Origin of the sequence: Ferrovibrio sp., assembly GCF_046297895.1 — a bacterium.
Lineage (GTDB): Bacteria > Pseudomonadota > Alphaproteobacteria > Ferrovibrionales > Ferrovibrionaceae > Ferrovibrio.
This window is the reverse complement of record NZ_JBKBHC010000003.1, coordinates 229,028-243,863: the sequence shown is the minus strand read 5'-3', so window position 1 is coordinate 243,863 and position 14,836 is coordinate 229,028. Positions and strand designations below refer to the sequence as shown.

Below are 14,836 nucleotides of genomic sequence, written 5' to 3'. Positions count from 1 at the left end.
CGCCAAGGCGAAGGCCATCCGTTTCTTGCGACTTTGTTTCGGCCGGATCGTCAGGCCTTGAGCTCGGTACTGGGGCCCCTGGCTTCCAGTTCCGGGCTGGGCCAGGGCAGCGGCGTCTCGTGGTCGTGAAAGCGCAGGCTGCCGGTCATGCCGGTGATGGCCAGCGCCTCTTCGAAGATCGCACTGACATCCATGCGGAAGGCCGGGCCGAATTCGCTGTCGCTGCGCAGAATCAGATCGAGCTGCTTGACGCTGACCAGGCCGTCGAACTGGATCGGTCCGGTGCTTTCCAGATTGAAGTCGATGATGAAGCGGGTCTGTTCCTGCTGCTGTTTGCGATTGCGGCGCCGGCGCATGAAGATCTGGATCGGCTCCACCTTGCCGCCGATCAGCATCGGCAGGACGAGAGCTTGCCAGTCATTGTCGCCGCTGCGTTGGTTGAGCCGCCCGAGTTCGCGGAAATCATCGTCCAGTCGGCGCAGCAGATCTTGCCGGCCCTGCTGTTCCAGCTTGCGCACCGCCTCCGAGCCAAGCCAGGCCTGGGCATTGCCGGCCGCGGCCGCGGCCATAAATTGCAGCGCGGTGGCAGCCAGCCGTGCATTGGGCTGCGGCAGCAGCTCGGCCTGAAGGCGCTGCGCCAGAGCCGGATCGGCGGCGCGGATGGCATCCAGGGTCTGCTGCAGTACCGGCCATTCGCCTTGCAGCCGCGTGAGCACCGTGGCCAGCGGGGCGGGGCTGAGGATGGTTGGCGTCGGACTGGGCGGCCGGGTGATGGCGGCGAGTTCAAGCGAAAGCTGGGTGCCTGGCGGCAATGGCTGCGGCAGGCTGACGGCCAGCACGCCCTGCGCGGTGGTGACCAGCACCTGGCCGGTCTGCGTCTGACCGGTCACCACGCCGGTGAGCGTCTGTCCAATCAGGGCGGCGGGGCTGGCGCCGGCATGGGCTGCCTGCGCGGCGACGTGAGCCGGCAGCGGCAAACCCGCTGCGGGCAAGGGTTGTGGCGCGGGCTGCGGCGCCGGCTGGGGAACGGGAGTCTGAACCGTCGCGGCCTGCAGCGGCAGTTGGGCGGCGACAGGCGCGGGCGGCGGCGTTGGCGGCGAGGGCGACATTGGCGATGCGGCAGACTGTGCTGCCACCTGCACCGCGACTGCGGCAGGCAAGCCGCTGGGCGGCAAAGCCGGTGTCGCGGGGGCAAGCGCGCCGCCACCCGGTGGTGCGGCGGCGACAGGCGCGGGCTGCGCGGGTATGGGCGGCGTTGGCGGCGATGCGGTGGGCGTCAACGGGGCAGACGGCAGCGGCGGGGCGGCGGCAGGCGACGATGTCGTCGATGGCGGCACCGTCGTCGGCAAGCTGGCTGCCTGCACGATCACCTGCACCTGACTGCCGGGCGGCAACGCCGCCTGGGCGGCGGCAGCGGCCGGCAGCGGCAGGGACTGCACGGTCGCGGCCAGCGCCTGTCCCGGCTGCGGCAATGCGGCAGCGGTGGCGGTGGCGGCCACAGGCTGCGGCGGCGCTGCGGCCAAGGCTAGCTGGGCTGCGGTCGGCGGTTGCACCTGAACGGGTATCGGCAGGGCCAGCGGTTTGCCGTTGGCGGCCAGCAGAGTCGCCTGCTGGGGATTTTCCGGATTGAGCTGGAGCTTCAGCGCGGCGTTCAGCACGGCGATATTCGCCTGCTGCAGCATGCTGGCCAGGTTTGGGAGGCTGAGCGTGCTGCCTGCGGCGGTGCGCACCAGCAATGCCTGCCCGTCGCGGGCAATCACCGTGGCATCCACCTGGCCGCCACGTGCCAGTTCGCGCAGCGAGGCCGAGATTTCCGCTGCCGCATCCCGCTGCAGCACCGTGGATGGCGATGACGGCGATCCCTGCGCGGGAGGCTGCTGCGCCGGCGATCCGGGATTCTGCGCCGGCGCCTGCGGCTGGGCTGGGGATTGGGCCGGCGACTGCGTCTGGGCCGGCGCGGTACTGCCCGTCTGGGTGACGGCCGCCGCGGTCTGCACCGCGGCACCCTCTGCCGCCGTCGGCGTGGTGCTGGCCGGAGTGGCCTGGGCCGGCGGCGCGGCCGTGCCGCTGTTGCCGGCGGGCGGCGTGGGCGGCTTGGGCAGCAGCGGACCGAGTTCGCTCACGGGTCCGCTCCGTCGGCGGCAGTGTGGTTCAGAGCGGCGCCGTCTGCGACGCGCGCATCAGACCGTGCATCAGCGCGTCGACATCCTCGGCGGCCTCGCACATCGGGTGGCGGGTTAGCAGCGGCACCTGGTTGCGGATCGCATCGCGCACCTTGTCGTCGCGACGGATCACGCCGGCCAGCGGCGGCGAATATTTCAGGAAATTCTCGGCCGCCTTGTTCAGCTTGGCATAGGTGCGCTCGCCCTCCCGCGTGGTCGGCGCGATATTGATAACCACACGGACATCAGCGTTGCGGTCGGCCATGCGCGCCAGCTTGATATAGGCATAGGCATCGGTCAGCGCCGTCGGCTCGTCGTTGGTCACCACCAGGGTGATCCCGGCAACCGCCGAGAAGGTGCGCACGACGGCATCGACGCCAGCGCCCAGGTCAATCACCACGCGGTCGTAATTCTTGGCGAGCTGCGCCAGTTCATCGCGCAGGGCAGTGAGCGCGGCCTGGTCCAAAGTGGCCAGCGACGCCGAACCCGACTTGCCCGCAATGATGTCGAATCCCGCTTCCGACGACATGACGGCGTCGGCCAAGCTGAAACGGCCAGCAATCACGCTACCCAGGTCGCGATCGGGCATCAGGCCGAGCTGGATATCGACGTTGGCCAGACCGATATCGCCGTCGAACAGCAGCACGCGCTGGCCCTGGCGGGCGAAGCTGTGCGCCAGCGTAACCGAGAGCCAGGTCTTGCCCACGCCGCCCTTGCCGGAAGCGACGGCCACGATGTTGGGCTGGCGCAGCGCGGCAGCCGGATGGCGGGCCGGACGGGCGGCGGAGGGAGGCGGTGTCGTCGGCGTCATGGTCGTCACGGTCATTCGGCAGCCTTGAAGACGGCGGGTTTCGGGATATTGGCGGAAGCAGCATTGGCCGCATCGGCGGCCAGCGCATCGGGATCGGCCAGCAGGCGGTGCGCCAGGCCGAGTGGATCGAGACGCAGGAAGCCCTGCCCGACGAATGGCGAGGCACCGGCATCGGCGAAGGCAAGCCCCCCGAGATCGGCAGCCATGATCACGGCACCGAGGCGGCGGGCAGCATCAAGCCGGGTTGCAATGTAGCGGCGTGCGCCCAGCGCCACCGCCTGGCCGGCCAGTTCGCCGACCTCCATCGCGTCGGTACCGGCGGCAAATACGGCGACCGGCTCGGCGCCGCTGGCATCGATCAGCGCTTTCAGCGCCTTGCGCTCGGTGGCGTCGAACAGATTGATGCCGGCCGTATCGATCACCAGCTTGGCCTCGGCCGGCGCGGCATCAACGATCCGGCCAAGTTCGCGTGCATCGGCCGCTTCGTCGAACGGCGCGCTCATGACCCGGCAGAGTGCGGCTAGCTGCTCGCCGGCGGCGGCGCGACTGACATCACAGGACACCACATGCACGCTGCGGCGGTCCATCACGCAACGCGCCGCGATCTTGGCGGCGGCGATGGTCTTGCCGCTGCCCGGCGGGCCGATCAGGATGAGCGGACGGTTGTCGCTGCTCAGGCCGGGAAAGCGATAGACCTCGTCCAGCGCCTCGGCCAGGGCGCCCAGGGCATCGTCGAGACCGACGCGCATGGCAGCCTCGGTCAGGCGGTCCGCCACCCGCTGCGGCACGCCATGCCAGGCGAGAGCGCCGGCGATCAGTTCGCCGGTCTGCCGCGTTGAGCCATCGGCGAAATCCTCATCGGGTACGAACAGGCGGCCATTGCCCTGGCCGTAACGCAGGGCCTGCGCCTCGGGCGTGGCAAAATCATCCTCGTTATGCTGCTCGACGGCTGCCGTGATCTCGACCCCGCCGCCGTTGCGGTGGCTGTTGGTCGAGACAATGATGGCATCCTCGCCCAGGCTGCGGCGCACGAGGTCCATCGCCTCGGTCATCGTCACTGCCTGGAAGGTCTTCAGCCGCATCGTTCAGTATCCCTGGAACCGCGCCGCGATCATATCTGAGCCACCGTCCGAAGCTTGGCCTTCGGATGGATTTCCTGCTGCGACATCACCACCGTGGCCGGACGGAACCGCTCCACGATCGAACGCACATAAGGCCGGATGCCCGGGCTGGTCAGCAGCACCGGCGTGTGACCCTCGGCGGCCAGGCGCTCGAAGGTCTGACGTACCTGGGCAATGAAATCCTGCAACCGCGAAGGCTGCATGCTGAGCTGGCGCTCCTCGCCCTGGCCGATCAGCGCCTCGGCAAAGTTCTGCTCCCATTGCGGGGACAGAGTCACCAGCGGAATATAGCCGTCGGGGCTGACATTGGCATTGGAAATCTGCCGCGCCAGACGCGAGCGGGCATGTTCGGTAATCTGCGTCACGCTCTGGGTATAGCCGGTAGCTTCTGCGATGGCTTCCAGGACCGTGGCGAGATCGCGGATCGAGACGCGCTCGGCCAGCAGGTTCTGCAGCACGCGCTGCACGCCGTTCACGGTGATGCGGCCCGGAATCACCTCGCTGACCAGCTTGTCGTTGGCCTTCTTGAGTTCCTCGATCAGCTTCTGCGTCTCGGCATAGCTGAGCAGGTCGGACATGTTGTCCTTCACCACCTCGGTGAGGTGGGTGGTGATCACCGTGCCGGGATCGACCACGGTATAGCCGCGGAACATCGCCTCGTCCCGCAGAGACTCGTCCACCCACATGGCCGGCAGGCCGAAAGTGGGTTCGATGGTTTCCTCGCCGGCCAGCGCAATGCGCTCGCCGCGCGGATCCATGACCAACAGCGCATTGGGCTTGACCATGCCGCGCGCAGCTTCCACCTCCTTGACGCGGATCACATAGGTGGTGCCGGGCAGCTGCATGTTGTCGAGGATGCGCACGCTGGGCATGATGAAGCCCATGTCGATGGCGATCTGGCGGCGCAGCGCCTTGATCTGGTCGGTGAGCCGATATCCGCGCGCATCGTTGATCAGCGGCAGCAGGCTGAAGCCCAGTTCGAGACGCAGGTCGTCGATCGACAGGGCATTGGTGACCGGCTCATCCAGCGGACTGACCGGGGCCGGTGGTGGCGGCGGCGGCACATAGGCGGCAAGCTGCGCTTTCTTCTCATGCTGCCAGGCGAGATAGGCCAGGCCACCGGAAACCAGCGCCAGCAGCAGGAACGGAATGAACGGCATGCCCGGGATGATGGCGAAGCAGGCCGACAGCACGGCCGACATGCCCAGCGCCTTGACGGAGGAGAGCTGCCGCGACAGCGCCTTGTCGGTGGAGCCGGTGACACCGCCCTTCGACACCATGATACCGGCGGCGACCGAGATGATCAGCGCCGGAATCTGCGCCACCAGGCCATCGCCAACGCTGAGGATCGAATAGGTGTTGAGCGCGGCGGAGAACGGCATCCCGTTCTGGATCACGCCGATCATGATGCCGCCGATCAGGTTGATGAAGGTGATCAGCAAACCGGCGACAGCATCGCCGCGCACGAATTTCGAGGCACCGTCCATCGAGCCGAAGAAGCTCGATTCGTCTTCCAGTTCCTTGCGGCGGATACGCGCGGTGGCCTCGTCGATCAGGCCTGACGACAGATCGGCGTCGATCGCCATCTGCTTGCCGGGCATGGCATCCAGGGTGAAGCGCGCCGACACTTCGGCGATGCGGCCGGAACCCTTGGTGATGACGACGAAATTGACGATCACCAGGATGGCGAACACGATGATGCCGATCACCAGGTTGCCGCTCATGATGAACTGGCCGAAAGCCTCGATCACATGGCCGGCGGCGTCGGTACCCTCGTGGCCGTGGGCCAGAATCAGGCGCGTGGAGGCCAGATTCAGTGCCAGCCGCAGCATGGTGGTGATCAGCAGCACGGTCGGGAAGCTGGAGAATTCCAGCGGCTTGGTGATGAACAGGCAGGTCATCATCACCAGCACGGAAGCCGTGATGGAGAGCGCCAGCGCCACGTCCAGCAGCCAGGTCGGCATCGGCAGGATGAGTACCGACAGGATGGCCATGATGCCGATGGCCAGCATGATGTCGCCATGCCGCCCGACATTGCGCATCCGGTCGAACAGGCCGGGGCCACCGACGCCTGCTGCGCCGGGAGCACCAACCTGGCCATCGGCCGGTACGTTCTCCGCCATCCTTGCCTCTCCTCAACCCCGCGCGGCGGCTTTACGCCGTCGCCCGCGTGCCTTCATTGGCGGCCGGAACGGCCACGCCCTCGTCGGAATACTGCTTCAGCTTGTTGCGCAGCGTGCGGATCGAAATGCCAAGAATATTCGCCGCATGGGTGCGGTTGCCCAGGCAATGCTTCAACGTGTCGATGATCAGGTCGCGCTCCACGTCGGCGACGGTGCGGCCGACCAGATTGGGACTGGCGCCCTCGGCCGTTGCCGCAGCACCATCGCCGGCCGGGGCGCGCCCCAGGGCATCGGTCAGGGCGCTGCCGTCCGGCAGGCGGATATCGGCAATTTCGATCTGCGGCCCCATCGCCAGCAGCACGGCGCGATGCATGGTGTTTTCCAGTTCGCGCACATTGCCGCGCCAGGGCGCCTGTTTCAGCGCTTCGACGGTAGCCGCACTCAAGGGACGCTCAGGCACGCCGTTGGCCTCGGCATATTTCTTCACGAAATGCGCAGCCAGCAGTTCGATGTCGGCCGGACGCTGACGCAGCGGCGGCAGCTTGAGATTGACGACATTGAGCCGGAACAGCAGATCTTCGCGGAAATTGCCCTTCGCCACTTCCTCGGCAAGATTGCGGTTTGAGGTGGCGATCACGCGGATATCGACCTTGACCGGCTTGGAGCCGCCGATGCGGTCGATCTCGCGCTCCTGAATGGCGCGCAGCAGCTTGGCCTGCAGGCGGATATCCATCTCGCTGATTTCGTCCAACAGCAGGGTGCTGCCATTGGCTTCCTCGAACTTGCCCAGGCGGCGTGCCACCGCGCCGGTAAAGGCGCCCTTTTCGTGGCCGAACAATTCCGATTCCAGCAGCGTGTCGGGAATGGCGGCGCAGTTCACCGAAACAAAGGGGCGCTCGGCACGCGGCGAGCGCGCGTGGATGAAATGCGCCATCACTTCCTTGCCGGTGCCGCTTTCGCCGGTGATCATCACCGAGGCGGAACTCGGCGCGATCTGCTCGGCCAGCTTGACCACCTGTCCCATGGCGGGGTCGCGGAACAGCATCTGGTGGCTTTCCTCGGCCACCGCCTCCAGCACCGCGGCAATCAGGTCGGCCTCGGGCGGCAGAGGCAGGTATTCCTTGGCGCCAGCGCGAATCGCCGCCACGGCGGCGCGCGCATCATTGCCAATGCCGCAGGCCACCACCGGCAGGCTGATCCGTTCGTTCTTGAGGCTGTCCACCAGGCGCTTCACGTCGAGACTGACGTCGATCATCGCCAGGTCGGCGCCACGGCCGTTGCGCAGGGTGTTCAGCGCCTGATCGATATCCTCGACCTGCGCCACCTTGGCGCCGCGCTGCAGTGCGATGCGGGTTGCCGCGCCGATCTGTCCGTTGAGCGTGCCGATGATGATCAGTCGCATTATCCGCCCCAGAGCCCCTGCCCGATACGCCTAGTATTCCCGCCCGGCAGCATCAGCCGCCGCGGCCACCCTTGATGATTTCCGTCATGGTCACGCCGAGGCGGTCTTCCACCACCACCACCTCGCCGCGCGCCACCAGCCGGTTGTTCACATAGATGTCAATCGCCTCGCCGACCTTGCGGTCTAGCTCGACCACCGCACCGCGGCCCAGCTTGAGCAACTGACTGACCTGCATGTTGGCCTTGCCCAGCACGGCCGATACATGCACGGGAATATCGAAGACAGCCTGAAGGTCGGCCGCCGTGCGGGCAGCATTCGGATCATCTTCCTCCATCATGTCGGGGGATTGTCCGAGGTCCTTCAGTTCAAGATCTTCATTCTCAGCCATGCCGGTTCACTCCCTCGCCTCGGCTATGCTGCGCCGGGCTCGCCGAGCTGCGCCTGCAGCCCGGTCAGATAACGCTCGACCGCCTGTTCGACTTCCTGTTCCAGCGCCGTCTGGCGCCGTTCGGCCGAACCATCGGCCCAGTTGATGCGGCAATCGGTGGGCGCCATCGTCTCGTCGGGCACCAGCGCGACCTTGCCACCGAACCCCGACTGCGCCACCAATTGGTCGATCCGCTGATCCAGCAACTGCACCACCGCTTCATTGGCGCGTATCACCAAACGCGGCTCCTCGCGCATGTCGTCCATGCAGCGCAGCACCAGCGATTCGATCTGATCCAGCGGCTGGCGCTCGATCAGCCGGCCGGCCAGCTTGCGCGCGATCGCCACAGCAAGTTCCGTGGCCTCGGCGCGGGCGGCGATGCGAGCGCGTTCATCGCCGGCGGCGATGGCGGCGAGTTGCCCCCCCACCGCATGCAAGGCCTGTTCGATATTGCGCTGGTGTTCGCCATAGGCCGCGGCGTGGCCGGCCTGCTCGCCTTCGGCGAAGGCCGCCGCCTTCGCGGCCTCGAGTTCCTCGGTCGAGAATTTCGCCGGCGGGGGTTTGGGCGCGTAGGAACGTTCGACCTTCGGCTTGGAGCCGTCGAAGGGCAGATCGAACAGAAATTTGGCCTTGCTGACCATCGCCTACGCCGCTTTCCGCATCAGTAAATAAGCTCGTCTTCGCCCTTGTTGTCGGCCAGCATGATCTCGCCCTTGGCCGCCAGTTCCTTGGCCGTGTTGACCATCATCATCTGCGCTTCGTCGACATCCTTCAGGCGAACCGGACCGAGCGATTCCATTTCCTCGCGCAGCAGTTTGGAGGCGCGTTCGGACATGTTGGAGAAGAACAGGTCGCGCAGGGTTTCCGAGGCGCCCTTGAGCGCCAGGCTGAGCTTTTCCTTCTCCACGCTCTTCAGCAGGGTCTGCACGCCGGACGGATCCAGCTTGATCAGATCCTCGAAGGTGAACATCAGGGCCTTGATGCGCTCGGCGGCGTCGCGGCTGCGCTCTTCCAGCGCGGCCAGGAAGCGGGCCTCGGTATTGCGATCGAGGCTGTTGAAGATTTCCGCCATCATCTCGTGGGCGTCGCGGCGGTTGGTGCGCGCGAGGTTCGACATGAATTCCGTGCGCAGGGTCTGCTCGACCTTGTCCAGCACTTCCTTCTGCACCGCCTCCATGCGCAGCATGCGCATGACGACTTCCATCGAGAATTCCTCGGGCAGCGCGGCCAGCACGCGGGCGGCATGTTCCGGACGGATCTTGGAAAGCACCACCGCCACGGTCTGCGGATACTCGTTCTTCAGGTAGTTCGCCAGCACGTTTTCGTTCACGTTGGCGAGCTTGTCCCACATGGTACGGCCGGCCGGACCGCGGATTTCCTCCATGATCTGGTTGACGCGCTCACTGGGCAGCGCCTTCATCAGCAGGCGTTCCGTGCTGTCGAAGGTGCCGGTGAGAGAGCCGGTGGAGGAGAAGTTGTTGACGAACTCGAGGAACAGCTTTTCGACCACCTCGGAATTGACCGCACCGAGATTGGCCATGTTCTGGGAGATTTCCTTGATCTCCTCGTCGTCAAGCAGCGGCCAGATCTTGGACGAGTGTTCCTCGCCCAGCGCCAGCATCAGAATGGCGGCCTTGTCGGGGCCTTTGAGCTGGCGGAAGTCCTTTTCACCTGCCATGACGCACTCCTAGCCTCAGGCCGCCTGGTAGAGCCAGTTGCGGATAATCGAGACCGCTTCTTCCGGATGCTTGTCGACGATCTCGCCGATCTTCTTCAGCGACGACGCCTTCACCTGTCCTTCGATGCGGGCGATGTCGATCATCGATTCGATGCCGGGCGTGGGCGGCGCCATGCCGGCATCGGGCGCGGCCGGCAATTCGGCCACCGGCGCGCCGCCCACCACCATGGGCAGGCCGGGCGCGGCCGGAGTCAGCATGCCGGGCGGAATGTCCTCGCTTTCGCGCGAGGCCTCCAGCACGCGGCGGATCAGCGGCCGCACGACCAGCAGCATGGCCAGCAGGCCGAGCAGGACATAGCCGGCGATCTCGCCAATGCGGAACAGTTCGGCCTTGGTCAGGCCGAGAAAGACCGGCAGCGTGGCGGGATCGACCTCCTCGGGGATGTCGCCCGGCTCGGCGAACCGCATCGACACGACTTCCACGGTGTCGCCGCGGGCCTGGTCGAAGCCGATGGCGTTGCGCACCAGTGTGCCGAGCTGCTGCAGCTCTTCCGGCGAGCGCGCCAGATACGAGCGCTGGCCCTGTCCATCCACCTGGATGATGTTGTTGACCAGCACAGCGGCCGAGACGCGACGCACCACACCGGCCTCGCGCACCTGGGTGCGGATCGTCTTGGAAATCTCGTAGTTGATCAGTTCCTCGGTGCGGTTCGCCGTCGAGGTGGCCTGACTGCCGCCCTGGCCCTGGGCTTCCGGCAGGTTATTGGCCACCGTGACGTTCTGCTGACCTTCCTGGCTCTGGCTGTTTTCGGTAATGGTCTGGGTCGAGCGCACCACCTGCTGGTCGGGATTGAACAATTCCTGGTTCGTGGTGACGCGGTCGAAATCCATGTCGACTGAAATCTCGGCGCGCACATTGCCCACGCCGACTGAACGCTCGATCAGCGCCTCGACATTCTTGCGCAGACGATCCTCGATCTGCCGCCGCATGTCGGAGAGCCGGTTGACCGTGGCGGTGGCCGGATCTGTCTCTTCCTGGGTGCCGGCCAGCAGGTTGCCGCGATCATCCACCACCGAGATGCGGGTAGGCTTCAGGTCGGGAACGGCGGAGGCGACCAGGTTCTGGATCGCGCGCACCTGCGGCTGATCGAGCCGGCTGCCGCGCGTCTTGATGACGATGGAGGCCGAGGGTTCGCGCTGCTCGCGGCTGAACACCTCGCGGCGCGGCAACACCAGATGCACGCGTGCCTGCTGCACCTGGTCGATCGAGCGGATGGTGCGCGCCAGTTCGCCTTCCAATGCACGCAGATGGTTGATGTTCTGCATGAAGTTGGTGGCCGACAGGGCGTTGGCCTTGTCGAAGATCTCGTAGCCGCCGCCCCCGCCGCCAGTGAAGCCGCCTTCGGCCAACTGCATGCGCACGCGCAGCACGCGGTCTTCCGGCACAAGGATCTGCGCACCGTTGGCGGCGATCTGATAGGGAATCTTCTGCGCCTCCAGCCGGGTGACGATATCGGCCGAGGTTTCCAGGTCGAGATTGCCATACAGCAGCGCCATCTTGGGCTGCGTGACCTTCATCCCGAGGAAGACAAAAAAGCCGAGCAGAACCGCCGCCGTCGCCGCCAGCATCGCCAACCGCGCGGGACCGATGTTCCGCATCATGTTCATGATTCCGTTCACGGCTTCACCCCATGCACCAGGCACGCGTTACGGCAGGCACCTCCTGCCACGCTTGCAAGGTAGGAACGCGGGATGAAGAAGAGGTTAACACCCCGGCAAAATTTGCCTAGCGGTTTGTTAACCCTACAGAATCAGGAAAATCAGTGTGTTAGCGGCGGGCTCTCAGCCCGCCACACCGGACAGCCGGCCCGCCGGCGCCCGGAGGGTGCCGGGACGGTAATCCTGCAGCCGGGTGGTGCGCAGGCCGGGCAGGCCGTGCTGCTCTATGGCGCGCTGCCAGGACTGAAATTCCTCAGCCGTCAGGGCATAGCGGTCGCAGGCTTCCTCCAGGCTGAGCAGGCCGCCACGCACGGCCGCCACGACTTCCGCCTTGCGGCGAATCACCCAGCGCTTGGTGTTGGCCGGCGGCAGCGTATCGCGGGTGATGCGCTGGCCTTCCGGGCCAATCACGCTGAGCGGCTTGGCAGGAAGCGGCAGCATGCGGGCTGTCTGTTCGAGGCTGTGAAGGTTTTCCATGTCAATCACCCGTTATTGGAACACTGTGCTGAATGAGTCTTGATGGCTGAATACCCGATGCCGCGCCGCCGCCCGATCAGGCGGCGTCCTGCTCTTGCTCGTCTTCGCCGTTATTGTCGTCACCCGTGTCCTGCGGTGGCGCAAAGACCGAGACCACCTTCTCGGGCAGGTACTTGCTGCCCGACACGACCAGATACTGCTGGCCATCGACGGTCTCGAGCGCTTCGACATAGCCACGCGCATAGACCTTGACGCCGTCGACGGACTTGCCGCTGGCATCCTTGGCAACCACTTCGAGCTTGTAGGTGCCCGCAGGCACGGCATTGCCCAAGCTGTCCTTGCCGTCCCACGCCACCTCGACGCGGCCCGGCTTGAAGCCGCTGGACTGATCGGAACCGACAGTGACCGTACGCACGGTCTCGCCCTTGGAGTTCAATATCTTGTATTGAACATTCATCACGTTCGCCGGCAGCTCGTAAGCCCAGAAGGCGCTGCCGCCCTGAGCCAGCTTGAGCTGGTTGTCATTCACGTCGACGATCTTGCCGATGAAGTTCAGGTTGTTGCTGTTCTGGCCGGCCTGCAGCATGGCAATCATCTTCTCGAGATTCTTGTTCATGTTGATCTGCTGTTCCACCTGGCTGAACTGCACCAGCTGCTGGGTGAACTCGTTCGGATCCATCGGCGAAGTGGGATCCTGGTTCTTGAGCTGCGTGGTCAGCAGCTTGAGGAAGGTGTCGAAATCGCTGGCCAGCTTGCTGGCCGCGTTATTGGCGACGCTGCTCGAAGTGCTGGAGGTATCGGTGACACTGCTGACCATGATGATGCTCCTGCGCGGCGCGGCTTAGATTCGGATATCGAGACCGCCGCGCGCGGCGGCGGCGCGCTGGGCGTTGCTGGCGGCCACCGCCGCCGCGTCGACGACGTGGCCGGTTTCGGCATATTCCATATGGCCGCGGCCACGCTGGCGATCACCACCGTCGCGGCCGTCGCGACCTTCGGCATTCTGGCCCTGCTCGCGCAGGCTGAAGCTCAGCGAATTCGCATCGGTCTTGAGACCGGCATCGCGCAGCGACTGTTCGAGTTGCTGGGCCTCGCGCTGAAGCATGGCCAGGGTTTCCGGCTTGTCGGCGGCAATCACCGCCATCAGCTTGCCATCATGGCCGACCTCGAGCTTGACCTCGACCTTGCCGAGATTGCCGGGATCGAGCTTGATCGAGATCTTGTCCAGGCCCTCTGCCGCGCCCTTCTTGATCTGCACGGCGACCTGTTCCCCGGCCGGAATATAGGCGCCAAGCTGACGCGCCAGCGTATGCGTGGCGGCATGCTGCACCGCCTGGGGCAGGCTGGCGCCCGGATTGCTCACCGGTGCAGAATGCAGGGTGTGTTGTGCGGCGGAACCGGTGCCTGATGCGGCCGTTGCAGTAGCGGCCTGGGCCGGGATTTCCGCCGTCATCTGCGCATGCAGGTTGGCGACCAGTTTCGCATCCGCAACGGACTGATGGTGTTGGGCGGTGGTGAGTTGCTGCTGCAATGTGGCCTGCTCGGCAGCGGCCGCCGCGTCGCCCTGCGCGGCGAGGATCACGGCCTGATCGACGGCCGGTTTCGACGCCGACACCATCGCGGGCTGGATATCGAGCAGCAGGCTCCGCTCGGTCGATTTCGGCACCTTGGCAGCGGACGGCTGAACGCCATCCTGTATCTGGCTGCGCGTCTGATCCTGCGGCGCAACCGGCATTTCACCCTCTGCCTGCAACGCCTGCTGCAGGGCGGCCAGTTGTTCTGCCGTCACGGTCGCCGGCTGCTGGGCCATCAGGGCGGCAGCGCTGGTTTCAGTGCCATTCTTGGACATCGCCATCAGTTCGGCCGGCAAGGCCGCAGCCTGCGGCAGAAGCGACGTTTCAGCCGGCTTGGCCATCTGCGGCAGCGTCGGCGCGGCCTGAGGCAGCGGCGCCGGGTCGGCCGCAGCATTCGCTGCAGCCGGCAAGGCGGGCGGCGGCGGAACAGCGTCATCCGCCGCGAGCGGATTGGCGACGGAAGCCTCGGCCGCCGAGGCCGCCAGCAGTTGCGCGTGGAGCTGAGCCTCGGCTGCCGCATCGGCCACCGGCACGACAACGGCGGCGGGCGGCTGCTGAACTTGTGTCTGCGGCTGCACCTGCGGCTGCGCCTGCATTTGCAGCAGACCGAGGATCAGCGCGGCATCGGCCACCAGGGCCGGCTGCACCTGATCGGCGCCCTCTTCGATCCCGGGTATCTCGCCATCGGCGGTTTCATCACCACCGGCCGCCTGTTCCACCGCCTGCTTGGTTTCGGCATCGCCCGGCTGCTGGCCGGCATCGGACGCCGCTGGCTTGCCCTCGTTGTCGGCAACAGGTTTGCCGTCCTTGGCTGTTGCGCCATCATCGCACGCCGGCACCGGCCTGTCGGATGCCGGCTTGGGCGACGGATCGGAGGAGGGCGGAGAAGCAGAAGAAGAGGAGGAGGAAGACGAAACTGCGGGGGATGCCGGGCGCGACTCGCTGGGCGCACGCTCCGAACGGATCTGAACACGGGTCTCGCCGCGATCATCGTTGCGGGTATCGGGACGGACTTCGCTGCGGACGGCGCCTTCGGGGGCGGCGGGCTCGGACCCGCGCGTCACCGCCTTGGCGCCCTGGGTGAAGAACGCGGTCTGGAGCAGCCGCGAAAATTCACGGGCGCGGCTGTCGGTTTCCTCGACGGCAGCGGACCCGGAAGCGGAAGCGGCAGAATTGTTAACCGGTGCGACCTGCATGGAATGCCTCATTCTTCGCCGGAGTAGAAGCAAGCGGCGGGCCAATTGCGAAAATTCAAATAAGATATTGTTTTATATGGATTATATATCGGCCCAGCCGGCCAGCGGCCTGCGCCGGTCTTGCCGGCCGGCAAATTCTGCCGATA

At 66.0% G+C, this 14,836-nt stretch carries 12 protein-coding genes; all 12 read right to left on the bottom strand.

Going from position 1 to position 14,836, the window contains the following annotated elements:
• Positions 1-50: 50 nt before the first annotated feature.
• The 12 genes from ACK4FK_RS06145 to ACK4FK_RS06090 all read right to left on the bottom strand — a co-directional run bounded on the left by ACK4FK_RS06145 (position 51) and on the right by ACK4FK_RS06090 (position 14,690).
• Positions 51-2,123 carry a hypothetical protein gene (locus ACK4FK_RS06145; RefSeq protein WP_409742590.1) on the bottom strand — a complete coding sequence of 691 codons (2,073 nt, stop codon included), beginning with the start codon at positions 2,121-2,123 and terminating at the stop codon, positions 51-53.
• Between the two features lie 28 nt (positions 2,124-2,151).
• Positions 2,152-2,988 (bottom strand): MinD/ParA family protein, encoded by an 837-nt coding sequence (locus tag ACK4FK_RS06140; protein ID WP_409742587.1) that lies wholly within the window; start codon positions 2,986-2,988, stop codon positions 2,152-2,154.
• Positions 2,985-4,055: a hypothetical protein gene (locus ACK4FK_RS06135; RefSeq protein ID WP_409742584.1), complete on the bottom strand. Its 1,071-nt coding sequence runs from the start codon at positions 4,053-4,055 to the stop codon at positions 2,985-2,987. Before ACK4FK_RS06135 ends, ACK4FK_RS06140 begins: the two co-directional genes overlap by 4 nt.
• Before the next feature lie 29 nt (positions 4,056-4,084).
• The gene (gene flhA / locus ACK4FK_RS06130) at positions 4,085-6,217 is read right to left on the bottom strand and encodes a flagellar biosynthesis protein FlhA (protein WP_409742581.1); all 2,133 of its coding nucleotides are present in this window, start codon (positions 6,215-6,217) and stop codon (positions 4,085-4,087) included.
• Positions 6,218-6,248: 31 nt separating this feature from the next.
• Positions 6,249-7,619, bottom strand: coding sequence for a sigma-54 interaction domain-containing protein (locus ACK4FK_RS06125; RefSeq protein ID WP_409742579.1), 1,371 nt, complete (start codon positions 7,617-7,619; stop codon positions 6,249-6,251).
• Between the two features lie 52 nt (positions 7,620-7,671).
• Positions 7,672-8,007: a flagellar motor switch protein FliN gene (gene fliN / locus ACK4FK_RS06120; RefSeq protein WP_409742576.1), complete on the bottom strand. Its 336-nt coding sequence runs from the start codon at positions 8,005-8,007 to the stop codon at positions 7,672-7,674.
• 23 nt (positions 8,008-8,030) lie between these two features.
• On the bottom strand, positions 8,031-8,687 hold the full coding sequence (locus ACK4FK_RS06115) for a hypothetical protein (protein WP_409742573.1): 657 nt from the start codon (positions 8,685-8,687) through the stop codon (positions 8,031-8,033).
• A 20-nt stretch (positions 8,688-8,707) separates the two neighbouring features.
• A complete protein-coding gene (gene fliG / locus ACK4FK_RS06110) occupies positions 8,708-9,724 on the bottom strand; it encodes a flagellar motor switch protein FliG (RefSeq protein WP_374301019.1) in 1,017 nt (338 codons plus the stop codon).
• A 15-nt stretch (positions 9,725-9,739) separates the two neighbouring features.
• Positions 9,740-11,392, bottom strand: a complete 1,653-nt coding sequence (fliF, locus tag ACK4FK_RS06105) for a flagellar basal-body MS-ring/collar protein FliF (protein ID WP_409742571.1) — start codon at positions 11,390-11,392, stop codon at positions 9,740-9,742.
• A gap of 174 nt (positions 11,393-11,566) precedes the next feature.
• Positions 11,567-11,884: a DUF1153 domain-containing protein gene (locus ACK4FK_RS06100; protein WP_409743086.1), complete on the bottom strand. Its 318-nt coding sequence runs from the start codon at positions 11,882-11,884 to the stop codon at positions 11,567-11,569.
• Positions 11,885-11,996: 112 nt separating this feature from the next.
• Positions 11,997-12,737: a flagellar hook assembly protein FlgD gene (locus tag ACK4FK_RS06095; RefSeq protein WP_409742568.1), complete on the bottom strand. Its 741-nt coding sequence runs from the start codon at positions 12,735-12,737 to the stop codon at positions 11,997-11,999.
• A 24-nt stretch (positions 12,738-12,761) separates the two neighbouring features.
• Positions 12,762-14,690, bottom strand: coding sequence for a flagellar hook-length control protein FliK (locus tag ACK4FK_RS06090; protein WP_409742565.1), 1,929 nt, complete (start codon positions 14,688-14,690; stop codon positions 12,762-12,764).
• Between the last annotated feature and the right edge of the window lie 146 nt (positions 14,691-14,836).

Coding starts and splice junctions, on each gene's coding strand:
- ACK4FK_RS06140 (WP_409742587.1), bottom strand. CDS start 2,988: ATGACCGTGACGACCATGACGCCGACGACACCGCCTCCCTCCGCCGCC.
- ACK4FK_RS06135 (WP_409742584.1), bottom strand. CDS start 4,055: ATGCGGCTGAAGACCTTCCAGGCAGTGACGATGACCGAGGCGATGGAC.
- flhA (WP_409742581.1), bottom strand. CDS start 6,217: ATGGCGGAGAACGTACCGGCCGATGGCCAGGTTGGTGCTCCCGGCGCA.
- ACK4FK_RS06125 (WP_409742579.1), bottom strand. CDS start 7,619: ATGCGACTGATCATCATCGGCACGCTCAACGGACAGATCGGCGCGGCA.
- fliN (WP_409742576.1), bottom strand. CDS start 8,007: ATGGCTGAGAATGAAGATCTTGAACTGAAGGACCTCGGACAATCCCCC.
- ACK4FK_RS06115 (WP_409742573.1), bottom strand. CDS start 8,687: ATGGTCAGCAAGGCCAAATTTCTGTTCGATCTGCCCTTCGACGGCTCC.
- fliG (WP_374301019.1), bottom strand. CDS start 9,724: ATGGCAGGTGAAAAGGACTTCCGCCAGCTCAAAGGCCCCGACAAGGCC.
- fliF (WP_409742571.1), bottom strand. CDS start 11,392: ATGAACATGATGCGGAACATCGGTCCCGCGCGGTTGGCGATGCTGGCG.
- ACK4FK_RS06100 (WP_409743086.1), bottom strand. CDS start 11,884: ATGCTGCCGCTTCCTGCCAAGCCGCTCAGCGTGATTGGCCCGGAAGGC.
- ACK4FK_RS06095 (WP_409742568.1), bottom strand. CDS start 12,737: ATGGTCAGCAGTGTCACCGATACCTCCAGCACTTCGAGCAGCGTCGCC.
- ACK4FK_RS06090 (WP_409742565.1), bottom strand. CDS start 14,690: ATGCAGGTCGCACCGGTTAACAATTCTGCCGCTTCCGCTTCCGGGTCC.